This window comes from Sorangium sp. So ce693 (genome assembly GCF_051521375.1).
Lineage (GTDB): Bacteria > Myxococcota_A > Polyangia > Polyangiales > Polyangiaceae > Sorangium > Sorangium atrum.
Genome location: NZ_CP150347.1, coordinates 12,922,943 through 12,942,016 on the forward strand (window position 1 = coordinate 12,922,943; position 19,074 = coordinate 12,942,016).

The 19,074-nt window shown below is 74.2% G+C and carries 13 protein-coding genes; 6 read left to right on the forward strand and 7 right to left on the reverse strand.

Going from position 1 to position 19,074, the window contains the following annotated elements; all coding sequences use genetic code 11:
* The first annotated feature begins 43 nt into the window (after positions 1–43).
* From prfA to WMF14_RS48340, 3 genes are read left to right on the forward strand one after another with little or no spacing between them, the layout of a single operon-like run.
* Positions 44–1,141 (forward strand): peptide chain release factor 1, encoded by a 1,098-nt coding sequence (gene prfA, locus WMF14_RS48330; protein ID WP_437326626.1) that lies wholly within the window; start codon positions 44–46, stop codon positions 1,139–1,141.
* Positions 1,141–1,740 carry a hypothetical protein gene (locus tag WMF14_RS48335; protein ID WP_437797684.1) on the forward strand — a complete coding sequence of 200 codons (600 nt, stop codon included), beginning with the start codon at positions 1,141–1,143 and terminating at the stop codon, positions 1,738–1,740. Before prfA ends, WMF14_RS48335 begins: the two co-directional genes overlap by 1 nt.
* A 9-nt stretch (positions 1,741–1,749) precedes the next feature.
* Positions 1,750–2,088: a histidine triad nucleotide-binding protein gene (locus WMF14_RS48340; protein WP_012241641.1), complete on the forward strand. Its 339-nt coding sequence runs from the start codon at positions 1,750–1,752 to the stop codon at positions 2,086–2,088.
* 40 nt (positions 2,089–2,128) lie between these two features.
* Here WMF14_RS48340 and WMF14_RS48345 read toward each other — a convergent pair whose 3' ends face one another.
* From WMF14_RS48345 to asd, 3 genes are read right to left on the reverse strand one after another with little or no spacing between them, the layout of a single operon-like run.
* On the reverse strand, positions 2,129–4,183 hold the full coding sequence (locus WMF14_RS48345; protein ID WP_437797685.1) for an FAD-binding protein: 2,055 nt from the start codon (positions 4,181–4,183) through the stop codon (positions 2,129–2,131).
* 20 nt (positions 4,184–4,203) lie between these two features.
* On the reverse strand, positions 4,204–6,588 hold the full coding sequence (locus WMF14_RS48350) for a methyltransferase domain-containing protein (RefSeq protein ID WP_437797686.1): 2,385 nt from the start codon (positions 6,586–6,588) through the stop codon (positions 4,204–4,206).
* Positions 6,585–7,307, reverse strand: a complete 723-nt coding sequence (gene asd, locus WMF14_RS48355) for an archaetidylserine decarboxylase (protein WP_437797688.1) — start codon at positions 7,305–7,307, stop codon at positions 6,585–6,587. The genes WMF14_RS48350 and asd overlap by 4 nt, the downstream gene beginning before the upstream one ends.
* Positions 7,308–7,856: 549 nt before the next feature.
* Between asd and WMF14_RS48360 the strand changes: the two genes are divergently transcribed.
* Entirely contained in the window at positions 7,857–8,699 is an 843-nt protein-coding gene (locus WMF14_RS48360) for an MBL fold metallo-hydrolase (protein ID WP_272096768.1), read from the forward strand.
* A gap of 32 nt (positions 8,700–8,731) precedes the next feature.
* Positions 8,732–10,237, forward strand: coding sequence for a sigma-54-dependent Fis family transcriptional regulator (locus tag WMF14_RS48365; protein ID WP_437797690.1), 1,506 nt, complete (start codon positions 8,732–8,734; stop codon positions 10,235–10,237).
* Positions 10,238–10,340: 103 nt separating this feature from the next.
* Here the strand turns inward: WMF14_RS48365 and WMF14_RS48370 are convergent, their stop codons facing one another.
* The 4 genes from WMF14_RS48370 to WMF14_RS48385 form a co-directional block, all read right to left on the reverse strand.
* A complete protein-coding gene (locus tag WMF14_RS48370; RefSeq protein WP_437797692.1) occupies positions 10,341–10,946 on the reverse strand; it encodes a hypothetical protein in 606 nt (201 codons plus the stop codon).
* 143 nt (positions 10,947–11,089) lie between these two features.
* Positions 11,090–12,655 (reverse strand): hypothetical protein, encoded by a 1,566-nt coding sequence (locus tag WMF14_RS48375; protein ID WP_437797694.1) that lies wholly within the window; start codon positions 12,653–12,655, stop codon positions 11,090–11,092.
* Positions 12,652–15,507 carry a DUF4175 family protein gene (locus WMF14_RS48380; RefSeq protein WP_437797696.1) on the reverse strand — a complete coding sequence of 952 codons (2,856 nt, stop codon included), beginning with the start codon at positions 15,505–15,507 and terminating at the stop codon, positions 12,652–12,654. The genes WMF14_RS48375 and WMF14_RS48380 overlap by 4 nt, the downstream gene beginning before the upstream one ends.
* Positions 15,508–15,570: 63 nt before the next feature.
* The gene (locus WMF14_RS48385; RefSeq protein WP_437797698.1) at positions 15,571–16,857 is read right to left on the reverse strand and encodes a GNAT family N-acetyltransferase; all 1,287 of its coding nucleotides are present in this window, start codon (positions 16,855–16,857) and stop codon (positions 15,571–15,573) included.
* Positions 16,858–17,027: 170 nt separating this feature from the next.
* Here WMF14_RS48385 and WMF14_RS48390 point away from each other — a divergent pair, with 170 nt between their 5' ends.
* A complete protein-coding gene (locus WMF14_RS48390; RefSeq protein ID WP_437797699.1) occupies positions 17,028–19,019 on the forward strand; it encodes a DsbA family protein in 1,992 nt (663 codons plus the stop codon).
* Positions 19,020–19,074 lie beyond the last annotated feature (55 nt).

Here is a 19,074-nt window from a genome sequence, read left to right on the forward strand (position 1 = left end):
GCCCCTCGCCGCCGTCCAACCCCGCGTCGTCTTCGGATTGCAGATGCTACCTATCGCGAAACTCGAGGCGGTTCAGCGCCGCTTTCAGGAACTCGAGCACCTCATGTGCAGCCCGGCGGTGCTCTCCGCGCCGGCCGAGCTCCAGCGGCTCAACCGCGAGCGGACCGAGATCGAGCCCGTGGTCGTCGCCTTCGCCCGGCTGCGGGACGTCGAGCGGCGCATCGCCGAGGATCGCGAGGCGCTGAGCGATCCCGACCTGTCCGAGCTCGCCCAGGCGGAGCTGCCCGAGCTCGAGCTCGAGCGCGAGCGGCTCGCCGCCGAGCTCGAGGTGCTCCTCCTGCCGAAGGACCCCAACGACACGCGAAACACCGTGATCGAGATCCGCAGCGGCGAGGGCGGCGAGGAGGCGGCGCTCTTCGCGGCCGATCTCTTCCGCATGCTCTGCCGCTACGCGGAGACGAAGCGGTGGAAGGTCGAGGTGCTCAACCTGAGCGAGGCCTCCGCCGGCGGCTACAAGGAGGTCGCGGCGCTGATCACGGGGCAGGACGTCTACTCCCACCTCCGGTACGAGGGCGGCGTCCACCGCGTTCAGCGGGTCCCCTCGACGGAGACGCAGGGGCGGATCCACACCTCGACCGCGACGGTCGCCGTGCTGCCCGAGGCCGACGAGGTCGACGTGCACATCGACGAGAAGGACCTGGAGATCTCGATCGCCGCGTCGGGCGGCCCCGGCGGCCAGGGCGTCAACACGACGAACAGCGCCGTGCAGCTCAAGCACCTGCCGACGGGCATGATCGTGAAGTGCCAGGACGAGCGCTCCCAGCTGAAGAACAAGGCGAAGGCGATGAAGGTGCTCCGGAGCCGGCTGCTCGAGCTCGAGCAGCGCCGGCAGGAGGAGGCCCAGAGCGCCGAGCGAAGGACCATGGTCGGCACGGGGGAGCGGGCGCAGAAGGTGCGGACCTACAACTTCCCGCAGAACCGCGTGACGGATCACCGGATCGGCCTCACGCTGCACAAGCTCGACAAGATCATCGAAGGGGATCTCGACGAGCTCATCGGCGCGCTGCGCACGCACCGCCAGGCGGAGCTCCTGCGGCGCGGCGGGCTCTCGGGGCCCGGCGCGCTGGAGCCCGCCACGTGATGGGGGCGCCGCCCATCGGCGCGCCGCCCATCGACGCGCCGGCCGTCGATCCGGAGGCGCTGCTCGTCGCGCTCGTGCTGGCGCCGTCGACCTTCTCGCGAAACCGCTTCTTCTCGCTGTACGCCGACCCGCAGGCGCGCCGTGTGCGGCGGCGGGCGGCGCTGCTCAGGAGCATCGTGCGGCAGCTGGTCGCGGGCGCGGACCGCGCCGGGCTCGCGCCCGCCGCGAGCGGCGGCGCGCTGCTCACCTACGACGTGCCGTCGCTCGGGTTGAAGCGCACCGCCGCGCTCGACGCCCTGGAGCTCGCGGTGCTCCGCATCGCGGTCGCGCGCGGAGCGGTCCCTCGGGCCGAGCAGCCAGCAGGCGGGGACGCCGCGCCGAGCTCGGCGACAGGCGCCGCCGCCTTGCCGCACGATCTCCTCCCCGAGCCGGCAGATTCGTCGCGGATCGAGCGCGCGCTCGCCCGGCTGCTGCCCGAGGGGAAGCACGGCGGAGCGCTGGAGTCTCCCGGCGAGGGGGCGCCGGGAGAGCCGGACCCCGGGACCAGGGCGCTGCCGCGTGACCGGGCGCAGCGTGACTCGCAAGCACCCTGGGAGTAGGAGGCGGCCATGTGCATCTTCTGCAAGATCGCGAACAAGGAGATCCCGTCGAAGGTCGTGTTCGAGGACGAGCACGTCATCGCCTTCCACGACGTGAACCCGCAGGCGCCCACGCACGCGCTCGTCATCCCGAAGCGCCACATCGCGGGCATCGCCCAGGCCACGCCCGAGGACGAGGCCGTCCTCGGCCGGCTGCTCCTCGCAGCGCGCCGGGTGGCAGAGCTGACCGGCATCGCGGAGAGCGGCTTCAGGACCGTGGTGAACAGCGGCGCGAACGCCGGCCAGACGGTCTTCCACATCCACGTCCACGTGATGGGCGGAAGGCCGATGGCCTGGCCTCCCGGCTGAACGCTGGCCGCGCTCCGAGCGAGCGCCGCGCCGACCGCGCTCAGCGGACGTCGCGGGCGGCGCTCACCACCGCGTCGAGCCACGCCGCCTCGTCGTCGCGGAGCGACGGCTGCCGCGGCAGCGCGGTCGGCAGGGCGCGGGGCCGCGACGCGCCGTGGGCACGGAGGTGCGCGGACGTGACGGCGCCGACGCGCCCACCCACGCCGAGGAACAGCGCGAAGAGATCCGGGCCCACCGCGCGCCGCGGAGCGGGCCGCACCGCGAGCTCGGCGCCGGACGCGAGCCGCGCGGTGAACCCGGCGACGAGGTGATCGACCGGATCGCTCCACGGATCCGGCGCGCCGGGGGCGCCCGCCGCGATCCACGCGTCGACCGTCAGCTCGGGCGAGGTCGCGCCGAAGTCGATCGCCAGCGTGAGGCCGCGCTGCTCGAGGGCGCGCTCGATCTCGCCGAGGCGAGCGGCGCCGGCGGCGTGCACGAGCATGGAGTCGCCGTCGAGCACCGGCCCAGCGGGCGGCGGCGGCAGCGGGCGGCGCGCGGCAGAGGAGCCCTCGCGCGGGAGCAGGTTGCCAGGGTTCATGACGCCCGCGGGGTCGAAGACGCCGCGGAGCGCATGGATGACGTCGGCGCCGAGGCCGAGCTCGGCGCCGAGCCGCGGCGCCTTGCTCCGGCCGACCCCGTGGTGATGCGAGAGCGTCCCGCCGGCGTCGATCGCGGCGTCGAGGGCCGCCCGCCAGGCCGCGTCGTACTTCGCCTCGGCCGCCGCGACGCTCGGCGCGCTGCCAGCGAAGGTGAAGTAGATGCTGCAGCCGTCCGGGTACGCGTGGGACAGGTGAGCCATCACGAACACGTGGCGCCCGAGCGCGCCGCGCACCGCGCGGTAGAGCCCGTCCAGGCGTGACCAGGGCGCGGCGACCTCCATGGTGTCGCTGAAGGCGCCGGCCATGAACACGGGCGCCTGGCGGTAGCTCACGCTGTAGCGGTGCGCGAGCCAGTGGCGCGCGGGCTCCTCGCCGAGCGGCCTGGCCCCGCCGCGCTCCGCGATCGCCGCGGCGCGGGCGAGGTCGTCCGCGCTCGCGCGCGCCGTGCCCTCGAAGATGAGGATGAGCGTCGCGCCGCGGAGCACGCGCGACCCGACGCCGTCGACGATCTGGTTGAGGAGCCCCGGCGCGCGCAGCAGGCCGCGAAGCACCGCGGCGCCGGCCCCGGGGCCGCGCGCGCCGTGCCCCCGCGCGGCCGCCCCCTCGGAGGAGTCATCGGCTGCGCCGGCGTGGGCCCGCTGCCGGCGCACGGCGCCGAGCCGGGCCATGAAGGAGTCGAACGGGTCGTAGAGCCGCGAGACCGCCGGGCGGAGGCCGGCCTGGAACATCGCCCGCATCGCGTCCCATCCGGCCTCGACGCTGGGGAACGAGAACGCGGCGAAGGCGCGCGCCGGCGGCGCCGGGTGCAGCCGGAGCGTCGCGGCGGTGACCACGCCGAGCACGCCCTCGCTGCCGATGAGGAGCGGCGTGAGATCCGGGCCTCGCGCGCGCCGATCGAAGCGGACGATCTCGCCGCGGCCGACGACGCACTCGAGCGAGGCGACCATGTCCTCGATCTTGCCGTAGAGCCCGGAGCACTGGCCGGCGCTGCGCGCCGCGACCCAGCCCCCCACGGTCGAGCAGAGGATGGACGATGGGAAATGGCCGAGCGTGAAGCCCTCGGCGTTGAGCTCCTCCTCGAAGCGGATGCCGAGCGCGCCGGCCTCGACCTCGACCGACGGGGCCTCACGATCGAGCGAGCGGCGGCGGGAGAGCCGCTTGAGATCGAGCACGACCGTGCGCTCGTCCGGCAAGACGCCGCCGCACACGCCCGAGCCCGCCCCGAAGGGCACCAGCGGGAGCCCCTCGTCCGCGCAGAAGCGCACCACCTGGGCGACCTCCTCCGTGGAGGACGGCCAGACGATCATCCCGGGCCGGTGCTCGGCGATGCGGCCCTCCGTCACCGCGAGGTGGTGCCGCGGCCAGAGATCGCGGGCGTAGGCGATCTGATCGACGGGGGATGCGCTGCGCGGGATCCCCGGCAACGCGCGCGCGATCGCGGCCTCGAAGCTCATGCGCGGGGAGCCCTAGCGCCTCAGCTCCGCTCGGCAAGGACGATGAGCCGCGGCGACTCGGAGCCGAAGAAGACGCCGGGGTGCGCAGGGTGCCCGGTCACCTCGGTGACCTTGAAGCCCGCTTCGTGGAGCACCTTGCCGAGCTCGTGCAGCCCGTAGATGCGGAGCGAGTAGTCGAGCTCGCGTGAGCGGCCGTCCTCGAACATGACGGTGCGCTTCACCTTGAGCCTGCTCGTGAAGAAATCCACGTGCATCTCATCCATGCAGACGCAGCCGTCCCCCTCGAACCAGACGAGGCTCGGCTGGCGGGACGCCACGTAGTCGCGGTTGACGATGTCGAGCAGGAGCATTCCGCCGGGGCGGAGGGCGCGGCGGATGCGGGCGAGGACATCCGCGTTCTTTTCGTCGTCGAAGTAGCCGAAGCTCGTCGACCAGCAGTAGACGCCGTCGAAGGTCTCCTCGAACGTCATCTCGCGCATGTCGCCCTGGAGGAAGTTCAGCTTCTGGCCGCGATCCTGCGCTTCGTCGGCGGCGCGGGCGAGCATGGCGAGCGACAGGTCGTAGCCGACCACGCTGTAGCCGCGGCTGGCGATCTCGATCGCGTGGCCGCCTGCGCCGCACGCGAGATCGAGGATCACCGCGCCCTTCTCGACGCCGAGCCGCTCCTCGATGAAATCGACCTCGCGGCGAACCACCTTGCTGTCGATCTTGTCGAGCGTGCGGAGGAAGTCGTCGCCGAAGAGCTCTTCCCACCACGGGCGCTTCCGGCGCGCGGCGGGCTCGGTCGAGGGCCCGGAATCGTGCTCGACCTGCTTCGCCGCGGGCGCCGCCGCGGGAGCGGCAGGCCGCGCGGCCGCGGACGGCTCGCTGGGAGACGGAGGCGCCGACACGGGCGGCGCCGATACGGGCGGCGGCGGCACCGAGCTCGTGAACGTCGCGAGATCCGGCGACGCCAGCGCCTGCGCGCGCGGGCGCCGCGGCGGCAAGGGAGGCGGCGGCGGCTTCTTGGGTTGCGCGGCGTGCGGGTCGGTCTGCGCGGCCGAGCTCGCGTCGGCCAGCTCGGCCTCGCGCTCGGGCTCGACCTCCTCCAGCTCGACCTCGGTGCTCTTCGGCGGCACGGTGATGCGCGTCGGATCGCCCTGCCCCTGCTGGCGTTCGCCTCCTCCGGGAGGAGCGTCCGATAGAAGGGCCTTCGCCTCGTTGACGGACCCGGACTCGAGCTCGACCTCCGCGACCTCGTCCGCGCCCGCTCCCAGCGGCCAGTCCAGGGGGCGCGCGTCGATCTCCGGCGCCGAGGCCTGCCTCCTTGGCCGCCTTCGAGGCTCCGGCTGGAGGGCGTCGAAGGCGGCGTCGCGCGCCGTCGGCGGGCCCTCGGAGAGGCCTTCCTGGAACGACTCGAGGCCCATCCCGGTCGGGGCCTCGTCCGGCTGGATCCTGAACTGGAGCGGCGGCCACTCGTGCTCCGCCGGATCGGTCAAGAGCGGCGGTCTGGCGGGCTCGGCGACCGAGGTGATCGGCGGCACCGGCGGCAGGTCCGACTCGATGCTGACGATCTGCAGCGGCCGGATCACCGCGACCGAATCGGGATCGATGATGAGCCCACTCGGCGCCGGCATCGGCGGCAGGCTCGAGGATTTCGGGGACGGGCGCGGGACCGCACGGGGGGCGACCAGCTCCGCCAGGCTCGTCGCCGTCGCCGTCGCAGCCGCCGGCTTGCTGGCGGGCCTGGATCCATCGAGCGCGGGCTCGCTGGGATGCCTGGGCGCCTCGAGCGTCGGGTAGCTGGGCCGCCTCTCGGAGGCGCTCGGCCACCCGTCGTCGTCCGCGTCGTCGAGCGCGTGCGAGCGCGGCGTCGCGGAATCCTCCGGCACGGTGGCGCGGTCCTGCGTGGCGGCCTGATCGTCGGCCTGCTGCGCCGCGTCTCCCGACACGTTCACGAGCCGCCGCGAGCGCCGCCGCCCGGTCTTCGCGCCCTCACCGCGCTCCACTTCCGCGGCCCGCTCCACCTCCGCAGCCAGCGATTGCCAGGACCGCCTGGAGCTCGGGTTCGCCGGCAGGGGAGCGCCGTGCCGCGAGCGCTCCGTGGGGGGGCCGGCGATCCGCGGGTCGAGATCGAGATCCGGGATCTCCGCGATCTGCCCGCCGGAGCTCCCGTCCGCGATGCCCGTGATGACGTCGAGGCGCGGCAGCGGCAGCGGGGTCGTCGTCGCGAGCTGCGGGCGCACGCTGGGGGCGCGCTCGGGCCGCGGAGCGGACGATCGCGCGGGGAGCGAGCCCTGCTCGCCCTGCGGCGGCGATGCGGCCGCGTTCCCTGCCTCGCCCGGCAGCGGCGCGCCGGGCTCTCCGGAGGCGCCGCCTTCCTGGGCGGGCGTAGCCAGGGGGTTGCGCGGCCGCTCGCTCGTCATCGCTGGTCCCCTCCGCCCAGCGGCTCGCCGTAGAGGATCGGCCCAGGAGCCCTGCTCCAGGGGGGCGCTACCCCTCGCTCCACGAACATGACCGCGGTGGATCCGAGGTGGAACTTGCCGATCTCCTCGCCGGCCGCGACCGGGAGGGCCGGCGAGATCGTGTGCAGGCCGAGCGGCACGTCGCGCGCGTCGACGGCGCTCACCGTGATCCGTCCGACGATCATCGCGCCCACCATCACCACCGTAACGCGGCCCTGGCGCTCCGTGTCGATCACGATCGCGACGCGCCGGTTGCGCGCGAAGAGGCCCGGGACGTGGCGCTCGCCGATCGCGTTCACCGGGAACAGCTCCCCCGGCATCGAGCGGATGAGGCTCACCTGCCCGGCGACGGGCGAATGGACCCGGTGGTAGTCGCGGGGCGACAGGTAGACGATCGCGAACTGCCCGCCGTCATAACGCGTGGCTTCCGCGGGGTCGCCCACGAGGTCTTCCACGCGGTAGGGCTGCCCCTTGATGGTCAGCCGACCGCCGTCGGTCACGGGGCCGAGCGCTTCGACCCGTCCGTCGGCAGGGCTGGTGATGGCTCCGGGATCGGAGCAGACAGGGCGCATCCCCTCGCGGAGCTTGCGCGTGAAGAACGCGTCGAAGCTCTCGTAAGGGCTCGTCAGCACCTCGGCGGCGTCCATGTCGACGCGGTACGCGCGCGCGTAGAGCCTCACCACCGTGTTCAAGACGGCGGCGGGTGCCCTGGCGTCGCAGAGGCGGCCAACGGCCCGGGTAATGCGCTCTCGCGGAAGCACCCGCAACAGCTGTGCGGCGGCGTAGGTGGCAACGGTCATTGTGCGGAGCAGCGGTAACGATGCGGGAAAGAGAGCGGTGCAGGAATGCTAGGCCTCAGGAAGGACCTTGGTCAACGCTCGGGTCAGACGAACCTTCCAGCGTCGGCGCGATCCCCATCCAGCGAGAGAGCTCAGCCTTGACGCGACGCACAGCGCGATCCGAGGCGCGACGCCAGGCCCGTCCCCCGCGCCCCACGTTTCTCCACGTCGCTGCGAGCGCGTCAATCGCGAAGCGCCGCTCCGCGCAAATGGGGGCGCGAGAGCCCGCCGCCCGCCCCGTCGGCGCGCTCCATTCTGAAGCGGCGATCCGGACCTCGCGCTGCAACTTCGATCGACCTCCGCGGGCGCAGCAGAAAAGCAGAGCGGTTTCAAGGGCCTGCGTCCTGGCACGCCGCTCGCTGAAGAGGGCCGAGGAGGCTCGCAACAACGATGGAGATCAAGTTCTGGGGAGTTCGCGGGAGCATCGCTTCGCCTGGGCCGGAGACGGCTGCGGTGGGCGGAAACACAAGCTGCGTGGAGGTTCGCTGCGGCTCGTCGCGGATCATCCTCGATGCAGGGACGGGCGTGCGCAAGCTCGGAGATGCCCTGCTCCGGGAGGGGCCGGTCGAGGCAACGGTGCTGCTGTCGCACCTGCACTGGGACCACATCCAGGGCCTGCCGTTCTTCGTGCCGGCGTACCTGCCGAGCTCGCGGCTGTCGATCGTGGGCAGCGCGCACGGGATCGGGAGCCTCCGCGAGGTGCTCTCGACGCAGATGGCCGCGCCGAGCTTCCCCGTCCGCATGGACGAGCTCGGAGCGCAGATCGCCGTGCGGGAGGCGCGGCCGGGCGAGGCGTTCGACGTGGGCGAGGTCCACGTGCGGATCGCCAAGCTCAACCACCCGGGCGGCGTCCTCGCCTACCGCGTCGAGCACGAGGGCCGCAGCGTCGTCTACGCGACCGACACCGAGCACTACGCCTGCGTCGATCCGGCGCTGCGCGCGCTCGCGGACGGCGCCGACGTGCTCATCTATGACGCGCAGTACACCCCGGAGGAGTACCGCGGCGACGGCGGGCGCTCGAAGGTCGGGTGGGGGCACTCGACGTACGTCGCGGGCGCGGAGATCGCGCGGGCGTGCGGCGCGCGGAAGCTCGTCCTGTTCCACCACGACCCGCAGCGGACGGACGCCGGCGTCGCGGAGATCGAGCGCCTCTCCCGCGAGCTCTTCCCTGCCTCGGTCGCCGCGCGCGAGGGGCTCTGCATCCACGTCGAGGCCCTCGCCCGGGCCGCGTGATGACGCGGATGACGACAAGCGCGGCGCCCTCTATGCTGGACACTGCTCCGCTATCCATGTCGCGCCTCTCGCTGCTCGTCGATCTCGCCTCCCTCCTCGCCCGGGAGGTCGACTTCGACGCCCTCCTCGGCACGGCGTGCGAGCGGCTCGCGAAGGCGCTCCGCGCCGACCGGGCGACGATCTGGCTCGTCGACGCCGAGCGCGGCGACCTCGTGACGCGCGTCGCCCTGCTGCCCGAGCTCCCCTCGCTCCGGCAGCCACTCGAGCGCGGCATCGCGGGGCACGTGGCCACGACCGGACAGGTCGTGCGCGTCGACGACGCCTCGCGCGATCCGCGCTTCGATCCGTCGGCGGACCGGGCGACGGGCTACACGACGCGCTCGATGCTCGTCGCGCCCATCCGCGAGGACGGCGCCGCGCCGGTCCGCGGCGTCGTCCAGCTGCTGAACCGCGCAGGCGCGCCCTTCGACGACGAGGACCAGCGCTACCTCGTCGCGCTCGCGACGCAGCTCGCCCGCGCCCTCTCGCTGACGACGCTCCGCGCTGCCGAGGGCGGCGGTCCGGGGGTCGTGCTGCAGGGGCCGTTCAACCGGATCGTCGGCCGGAGCGAGCGGCTGGCCGCCGTGTACGAGAAGGTCCAGCTCGCGGCCCAGACCGACGCGACCGTGCTCCTCCGCGGGGAGACGGGCACGGGCAAGAGCCTGTTCGCCCGGGCGATCCACGTCAACTCGAGGCGCCAGACGAAGCCCTTCGTCACCGTCGACTGCACGACGCTGCCGGCGCAGCTCGTCGAGAGCGAGCTCTTCGGCCACGAGCGGGGGGCGTTCACCGGCGCGGACCGGCGCGTGCCGGGCAAGGTGGAGCTCGCCGAGGGCGGCACGCTGTTCCTCGACGAGCTCGGGGACCTGCCGCTCGACATCCAGGGCAAGCTCCTCCGCTTCCTGCAGGACCGCTCCTTCGAGCGCGTGGGCGGTCGCCAGTCGCTCCGCGCCGACGTGCGCGTCGTGTGCGCCACGCACTGCGACCTCGAGCGCGCGGTCGCCGAGGGGCGCTTCCGGAAGGACCTCTACTACCGCGCGCGCGTCGTCGAGATCGATCTGCCGGCCCTGCGCGAGCGCGGCCCCGAGGACATCGAGACGCTGGCCCGGCACTTCGCGGACGTCTACGCGACGAGGTACGGCAGGCCGTCGCCGCGCTTCGATCCGGACGCGCTCCGCCACATCCGCGCTCATACGTGGCCAGGCAACGTGCGCGAGCTCGAGCACTGGGTCGAGAGCGCCATCGCCCTCGCGCCGGACGGCCGCATCTCCGCGGGGCACCTCCCGACACGGCGGGGCGAAGGCGCCCCGCCGCACGCCGCCGCCGCGCCCGAGGGCGACGCGCGGGTGGCGCTGCCGCTCGGGCTCACCCTCGACGAGGTGACGCGGCGCTACGTCGAGGCGATGGTCCGGGCGTGCGAGGGGAACAAGACGGAAGCGGCGAAGCGGCTCGGCGTCGGCAGGAACACCCTGGCGCGCGCGCTCCGCGCGAAGCACTGAGGCCGCGCGGGGCACGCGACCTCCTCCGGCGCGGCGCCTGAGCCGCGCGAGGCCCGCGGAGGCGCGCGCCGCGGGGCGCAGGCGCGACGCGCTTCACCTCGGGTCACCCCGGGTCCACCGGGAACGTCAGGCCGATCCCGGCGATCGCCGCGACGGCCGAGGTCTTCCACCTCGCGGCCGGGCCGGCCGAGAGCTGAGGGCGCGCCATGACGATGTGCAGCTCGAGGAAGCTGCGCAGCTGGAGGTACCGCGCGACGCGCCACTCGGCGCCGCCGCGCGCGCCGGAGGTGAGCAGCCAGAGGACGCCGTCTTCCGCCTGGGTGATGCTCTCTGCGGTGGGCGCGCGGACAGCGCCGAGCTGGAAGACGTTGCACAGGAAGACGCCGTCCCGGTGCCTGCAGAGCGACATGACCCCCAGCCCGGCGCCGATGCGCCGCGGCCCGGCGCTCGGCAGATCGCTCGGAGCGCTGCCCAGCGCGACGATCGCACGCGCCTCGAGCGACACGGACAGGTCGGACCAGCGGAGAGCGACGGCGGGCGAGAGGCCGACGCCTGCCGTGGGTGTCAGGCCAAACGCCAGCACGGAGGACGCGCTGAGCTCGCCGTGCACACGCGGCTGCGGCGCGCGCTGCGCGCCGTGGGCGTAGGCCGGGGCCGGCAGGGCGAGGCCCAGCGCGATCATCAAGGGGATGCGACCAGGGTTCGGCATCCCGCGCACCGTAGGAGCGCGCTCCGGCGCGACGGAATCCGGAGCGGGCGCGCTCACGCACAAACCGCCGCTCGCGCGCCATTGCGTTGAGCGGCGCTATTTCCTCGTCTCGCCGTCTTTTTTTGGATCTCGGATGCGGCGGGCTAGCGCGCCCTGCGGCGCGCGGCCTCGCAGAGGGCCGAACGGAGGAGATCGCCGGGCAGATCGGGCGGCAGCTTCTCCTCGCAGGCCACGTCGGGGTTCAGCGGGTCGAGCGCCGTGCCCGCCGAGAAGGAGCGGTCTCCGTCGGGGCCCCCGTGGAGCAGCCCGTGCAGCGACCACCACCGGCCGTAGCGGCTGTTCACGTCCTCCACCCGCTCGACGAGCGGCGAGGCGCTCGCGCGCTCGCCCGACGCCAGCAGGGCGGCGGCGAGGAAGCAGCGCACCGCCGGCTCGTGCGGCGCGAGCGCCTGCGCGCGCGCGTGCTGGACCGCGGCGGCGGCGTGGTGGCCGCGGTCGTGGAGCAGCTGGCCGAGCCGCACCCGCTTGCTCACCTCCTGCCGGTGCGGCATGTCCGCGCCGGGCGCGAGGTCGGGCGGCACGTCGGCCGGCACGCTGGCGAGGTAGGCGCGCCAGCGCTTGTCCCACGCCGCGAGATCCGCGCCGGAGATCTCGGCGATCGCCCGCTCGAGGTCCGCGTCGCTGCTCGCGTCCTTGAGCCGGCGCAAGAGCTGCGGCAGCGCCGTGTCGCCCGCCTCCCTCGTCCAGTAGCGGATGAAGCTCGCGACCTCGGCGAACACGACCGCCGCCTCCTCCGCGCTCGGGAGCATCGCGATCGAGGGGCCTATCTTGTCGAGCGGCCGCCCGAGGCCCTTCTGGATGCCCAGGAAGGCGATCGCGTCGGCGGACGGCACGTCGTCCAGCGGGTCGGGCTCGCGCCAGCGGACCTCCTCGCGCTTGGCCACGCCCTCCTGCAGCCACAGCGGGGCGTTGTCGCGCGTCCCGCGCGACAGGGCGAGGTGCGTTATCTCGTGCGCGAGCGTGTCCAGCCAGGGATAGCCGTTCGGCGTGGCGCGCGGCGAGAGCATCGTCACCCGCCCCCACTTGGCGATGGCGACCGTGCCCGTCGTCCGCGCCGCGTCCTCGGGCAGCCCCGTCATCGCGGAGAGCGTGAACTGATCGCGGACGAGATCGATCCGCAGCGGCCGGAGGAGCTCGACGCCGAGGTCCTTCGCGAGCACGTCGCGGGTCCTCGCCGCGACGTCGACGAGGAACGGCACGAGCGCGCGATCGTCGTCGTCCTGGAGCCGCACCCAGACGCCGCGCTCCTCGTCGTTCATGACGACCGTCGCCGCGGTGGCCCGGGCGCAGCCGCGCGCGATGTCCCCGAGCGCCGCGCCCTCGGCCGTCGCCGCGAGATCGGGGCGCGCGAGGATCGCCGAGGCGGCGTCGCAGTCGCCCTCGTAGATGGCGAGGCGGCCGCGCTCGAGCGCGAGCGCGAGGTCCGCCGGATCCGCGTCCTTCAGGGCGTCTCGCGCCGCGGGGACGTCGATCTCCAGGATCGCGGCCCGCGCCCGGGCCGCGCGATCGAGATCGCCGACCGTGAGGCGGCCGGACGCGGTCGCCGACGCCGTCGCGAGCCCGGCGAGGATCGCCGCCCGGAGGCCGCGCCTCGCGATCGCCGCCGCCCCGCGCCGAGCCGGGGCTGCCCCGCCGCCGGTGCGCGTCATTTCAGGAGCCCCTCCGCGTAACGCTTGACCGCCTCTCGCAGCCGCGGCTCCGAGGTCCCCCCGAGCCCCTCGAGCACGCGACGGCGGAACTCCTCGGGGCCCTTGTGCTTGTCCTTGTCCGGGATGTCGGCCTTCCTCGCCATGTTCCGCTCCCCTTCCGACTCGGCGTCGCCCTCCTGACCCTGGTCCTCGCTGCTCGACATCTCGAGCAGCCGCTGCGCGTCGCGCTGGCGCTCGTTGCCGCCCTCGCCGTCCCCCTCGGCGAGGGCGCGCTGGGCGTCGCGCATCGCCTGCTCGGCCTCGTCGAGGCGATCGAGCGTCTCCTCCGGCATGCGGCCGTCGCCGCGCTCGCCCCGCTTGCGGAGATCGCGCGCGCGGTCGGCGAGCGAGCCCTCGCGCTGGCTCGACTTCCCGAGGCCGTCCCGCGCCCGCTCTGCCGCCGCCTGCCGCAGCTTGCGCAGCGCCTCCTCGGCCCAGGCGAGCTCCTCGGCGAGCGGCTGCTGCGCCTCGGCGGCCTCGCGAGCGGCGCGCTCCTCGGGGAAGAAGCCGCCGGCTTGCGCGCCGAGCCGCTTGGCGTCGCCCAGCGAGCGCATCGCGCCACGGCCGCTCGTCACCGCTTCCTCGGGCCGGCCCTGCTCCAGCGCGCCGGCCATCGCCTCGGCCTGCTCTCTGCCAGCCGCCGCGGCGGACTCGGCCGAGCCCGGCGCCGCGCCCGGCTGCGGCAGGTCCCGCACGGCCTCGCGGATCGCCTCCGCGTGCTTCTGCGCCTCCTCCCGGAGCGCCGCGATGTCCTCGGGCCGCGACGCGCGCGAGAGCTCCTCGGCGACAGCGTTCGTCTCGGCGGCGTGATCGCGCGCGAGCTCCTCGAGATCCCGCTCGCTCTGGGCGACGCTCTCGTCGGCGTTCGACGCGTCCCCGGGGTCGGGCCCGCGCGGCGCGCCCGACTCCACCCCGCCGCGGCCGCCGCCGCCGAACGAAGGCTCCGGCCGCCTGAGCCGCGCCGCGAGGTCGCGCGCCGAAAGCTCGGTGTGCAGCCAGTCGCCGACGCCGCGGGCGCGCGCGATCCTGCGCAGATCGTTCGCGACGATCTCGCCGAGGTCGAGGCCGAGCTCGCCGAGCTTGCCGAGCTCGACCCCCCCGCCACCCAGCACCGTGACGGCCGCCTCCAGGCGGACCTCGCCGCCCTCGCGGTCGCCGCTGCCCAGCAGCTCGGCCGCCGCCGCCGCCTCGTCCGCGACGTCGGCGAGCCGCTGGGCGACGGCCCGGGCGTCGCGGTGGCCCAGGCCGCGCAGGCCGGCGTCGAACGCGAGCAGCGCGCCCTCGGTCTCGTCGAGCAGCCCCTGGTGCGCCGCGCGGGTCGTCGACTTCCGCTCGGCGGCGAGCGCCGCGTCGAGCCGGGCCAGCTGACCTCGGGCGAGCGACGCGATGCGCCCCCGCACCCGCAGCCCGCCGTGATCCGCGGAGAGCGCCGCCTCGACCACCGCCCTGGCGGTCGCCTGCACCTCGGCCTCGTGCGCCGCGTGCGCCGCCGCGCCGCCCGCCTCCGGCGTCCTCTGGCCGATGCGGTCGGCGAGCAGATCCGTGAGGGCGTCGCGCGCCTTCACGAGCGCGGCGTAGCGCCGCGCCTCGGGCTCGCCCACCTGCGGCGGGACGACCAGGATCGCCTCGCTCCTGCCCCACTTCGGGCCCTCGATCGGATCGTTGTCCCGCGCCTCGATCCGCACCTCGACGGGCACGTACGTCCTGCGGAAGAAGGGATCGCGCGCCCGGAGCTCGTAGCCTCCACGATCGACCTTCGCGTCCGCCGCCGGCCGCGAGAGCACCCGCCGCTCCTCCTTCGCTCCGGCGCGCAGGACGAGATCGACCTCGCGCAGGCCGTGATCGTCGGTGATCTCGTAGCGGAGCGGGATGCTGGGCTCGTCGAGGAGCTTCACCGTGCGCGGCGCGCCCTCGAGCGTGACGCGCGGCGCGTCGTCCGGGATCGACACGACGCGCTGCGTGTCGGCCTGCCGGACGCGCACCCGCCCGAAGCGCGCGGCCGCCTGGAGGGTCGTCGACTCGCCGAGCGTCCAGCGGGCGACCACGGCGCCCTTGCCGTCGTCGACGAACGGCACCTCGGCGCCGCCGTCCGTCAGCACGAGCGCGCGCCCCGCGCGGACGGGGCGGCCGCGCACCGTGATCACGGTCCCTCGCGGCTGCATCGTCGGCGCGAACGGCAGGAGCTCCTCCGCGCCCTGGTGCAGGTACTCGGGGGGCGCCGCCGTCATCTCGACCTCCTCGATCCACGGCAGATCGAGGGGAGCCTCGCCGCCGCGGGCGGCGAGGACGTCCAGCCCCTCGACGACGCGCGACGGCTCGATCGCCGCCGCCGCGAGCGCCGCCGCGCCGAGGGCGAGGCCCGCGCCCGCCCACCGTGTCGCCGCCTGCCGCGCGCGCGCGATGATGCGCGCCTGCGAGGCGCGGCCGAGCAGCCGCCGGAGGTGCAGGCCGGCGAGCTCCGGCGAGCCGACGCGATCGTCGGCCGCGGCGCGATCCGCGAGCGTGAGCGCCCGCAGGGTCGCGGCGCCGAGCGCCTCGTCCGTGCGGCCGATGATCTCGCGCACCGTGCGCCGGGCGTCGCCGCGCCGCCGCCGCACGAGGACGGCCCGCGCGGCGATCGCCGCGAGCAGCAGCGCGAGCCCGGCGCCGGCGAGCCCGCGGGCGAGCGGGGACCCCACGCGCGCCACGTGCGCCGCGCCGAACAGCCCTGCGCAGGCCGCCGCGGTGAGCGCGCGCCGCGCGGAGGGGCCTACCTCCGCATCCCAGACGGAGCGCAGCCGCGCGATGGACAGGGCCGGCGCCTCGTTATCCATGGAGAGGCAAGGGTAACCGGCGGCGGGAAGTGGTCCAGCGGATCGGGTTGATCACCCGGGGGGTCAGACGTCGAGCTCGCCGTCGGTCATGAACCAGCTCTCCGCGTCGAGCAGCACGCGCCGCAGCTCGTCGGGGAAGGCGGGATCGAGGTGTACGATGAGCCACCGCGAGCCGACGCTCGGCGGGTGGGGCCGGGAGAAGAACCCGAGCGCCCGCAGGCGGGCGCTGAACGAAGGGGGCGTCACGAGGAGCATGCCCACGGAGACGTGCCCCTCTCGCCGCATCGCCTGGCAGAACTCGAGCAGCAGGGCGTCGAACGTGGGGCCGTTGTCCTCGCAGAACAGGTCGCTGACCTCGACCTTGTTGTTCCGCACCGAGTAGACGGCGTAGCCGAGCAGCCGCCCGTCGTGCCTGTCGAGCATGCAGAAGAAGCGGTATCGGGCGTTGCCGAGCTGCGCATAGCGCCAGTTCAGGAACTGGGCGCTCCGCTCGCCGACGATCGGCCAGGGCTTCGCCCGCGACCAGAGGGCGTCGAAGCGGTGATCGGCGGCGTCCACGAGCTCGGTGCGCACGCGGCTCCCCTTCGCGAGCAGCGCGGCGGTGTCCCGGAGCGCCATCGAGGCGTCGATGGCGCTCCCCGCGGCCCGGACCAGGAGGTTGTCCGGCTTCACCGTCGCCCGCTGGACGACGCGCTCCGCCGCGGTCGACAGCGCCTGCGCGAGCGGGGCGGGCGCGGCGCCCGGCTCCGCCGCCTCCCAGAGCGCGCGCCAGCGAGGGTGGGGGACCGCCGACGCGGCCCGCTCGGCGACCCGCTGCACCACCGTGCTCACGGTGCTCCGCTGCTCGCCGGCCGACGAGGCCGCGAGCTCGTTCAGCTTGTATGCCGCCATGAGGGGCCGGACCCAGATGATGGAATCGGCGATCTTCTTGTAGCCGGCGCGCTGGAAGATCGGGAATGAGGCCTTGTTGGGGAAGCCGAACACGAAATCGACCCCGGCGTCGCGGCAGCCCCTCGCGAGCTCTCGCTGGATGCTCATGGCGGCCCCCGCGATGCGGTGCGCCTTGGTCACGCCGAAATCGCCGAGGACGCCGGCCTTGAGCTTGCGCCCGTCGACGTACAGATCGCGCGGGTAGAACGAGCCGCTTCCGATGATCTCCCGCTCCGGTCCGTGAAAGCCCATCCAGGTCCGCGGGGGGCCGGCCGGGTTCTGCTCCTGGAACCAGCGCATCCGCCGCTCCACGAGCTCCTGCGATACCTCGCCGTGGGCGAGGTTCTCTTTCCAGAGCTGCGCGAGGACGTCCCTGTGCTCTTCCGGCTGGATGCGGGCGGCGCTGTAGACCTTCTCCATGGCTTTCCGGTGCGCTCTCCTGGCGCGGCAGAGCGGCGCGCCGCGCCCGTCATGGCCGAAGGCGGCGAGGGCGTCAATCGCGCCTGGCGACGCGGCGAGGCGTTCCGCGCTGGGCACAGCGACGCCCGCGCGGCGAAGGCGTCATCACGGAACCGGAGTACACTCGCGCGATGTCCCGCCGCGCCATCGCCGCCGTCGCCTGGCTCTCATTGCTGTTCGCCCTGGCTTGCAGCTCCGCGCTGCCGCCGCCCTCTCCGGACGCCTCGCAGGTGAAGACCAGCGGCGCCCCTGCGCGGCAGCCGGGCCCAGCCGCCGATCCGGGAGCCGCGCTCGATGACGTGATGGTCGCGGACGGCGACCCCGGTCCGGTGCCTGTGACCCGCGCGGATCCGGCGCGCGGCAGCCGGCTCGCGCCCGTGACGATCGTCGTGTTCTCCGATTTCGAGTGCCCCTTCTGCAAGCATCTGGGCCGCACGCTCGGGCAGATCGAGCAGCGGTACGGCTCGGAGCGGCTGCGGATCGTGTGGAAGAACTTCCCGCTCGCCTTCCACAAGCAGGCCCGGCCGACGGCCGAGGCCGCGATGGCGGTGTTCGCGCACGCTGGTCCCAAGGCCTTCTGGGCGTTCCATGACGCCATCTTCACGGCCGACGAGCGGCTCTCGGCGGAGCTCGAGGCCACCGCGCTCCGGCGGGCCGGGGTGACCCCCGGCCAGATCCAGCAGCTCGTCCAGCAGAGCGGGGCGGCGCAGAAGGTCGACGCCGACATGGCGCTCGCCGGGCGGCTCGGCGTGAACGGCACGCCGGCGTCGTTCATCAACGGCGTCCTCCTCGTCGGCGCGCAGCCGGCGGAGCGGTTCGCCGAGATCATCGACGCGCAGCTCGCCGCGGCGCAGGCGCTCCGCGCCGAGGGGACGCCGCCGGAGCGGATCTACGCGGCGCTCGCGAAGAAGAACTTCGCCCCTCCTGCGGAGGAGCCCGACGACGCCGAAGAGGAAGGCGACGGCGGCGTTGTGCACCTCGTGCCCATCGGGGACTCGCCCGTGCGCGGCGCGGATACGGCGCTCGTCACGATGGTGCTGTTCAGCGACTATCAGTGTCCGTTCTGCAGGCGGGTCACGCCGACGGTCGAGAAGCTCAGGGCGCAGTACGGCGACAAGCTGCGCGTCGTCTGGAAGGACAACCCGCTCCCGTTCCACCCCCGGGCCGAGCCCGCTGCAGAGCTCGCGCGCGAGGCCCGCGCCCAGAAGGGGAACGACGCCTTCTGGCAGGCCAACGATCGCCTGCTCGCCGGCGAGGCCGCCCTCGACGACGCCGCCCTCGAGGCCGTCGCCGCGGACCTCCGGCTGAACGTCGCCGCGGTGAAGCGCGCCGTCGCCTCGCACAAGCACGCCGCCAAGATCGAGGCCGACGTGGATCTCGCCGACGATCTCGGCGCCCAGGGGACCCCGTACTTCTTCATCAACGGCCGCAGCCTCGTCGGCGCGCAGCCGATCGAGAAGTTCCAGGCGATCATCGACGAGGAGATCGCCAAGGCGGAGGCGATGGTCGTGGCGGGGACGCCGCGCGCGAAGGTCTACGAGGCCATCCAGAAGCAGGCGGTCCCGCCGGCGCCGCCGCCGAAGGTGTCCCTGCCGCCGGTGCCCAAGGGCCACCCCAGCAAGGGCGCGGCCGCGGGCAAGGTGGTCATCCAGGAGTTCTCCGACTTCCAGTGCCCTTTTTGCGCGCGCGCCGCCGCCACGATGGATGAGCTCATCAAGGCGTTCCCGGGCAAGGTCCGCGTGGTCTACCGCCACCTGCCGCTCCCCTTCCACCCGGAGGCGCAGCTGGCCGCCGAGGCGGCCATGGAAGCGCTCGCGCAGAAGGGGCCGGCCGGCTTCTGGAAGATGCACGACCTGCTCTTCAAGGCCCACGACGCCTCGAACCTCGACCGCGCGGCCCTGGAGCAGCACGCCGCGAGCCTCGGGCTCGACGCGGCGCGCTTCGCGAAGGCGCTCGACGAGCACACCCATCGCGCCGCCGTCGAGGCCGACGCGCAGGCCGCGCGGAGCGCCGGCATCACCGGGACTCCCGGGTTCGTGATCAACGGTTACCTGGTCAGCGGAGCCCAGCCGCTCGCGAAATTCAAGAAGGTAGTTCGGCGCGCCCTCGGCGAAGCGAACTGAACACGACCGAACACGACCTGAACACGCGCGACACGCGCGACACGCGCGTCGCCGC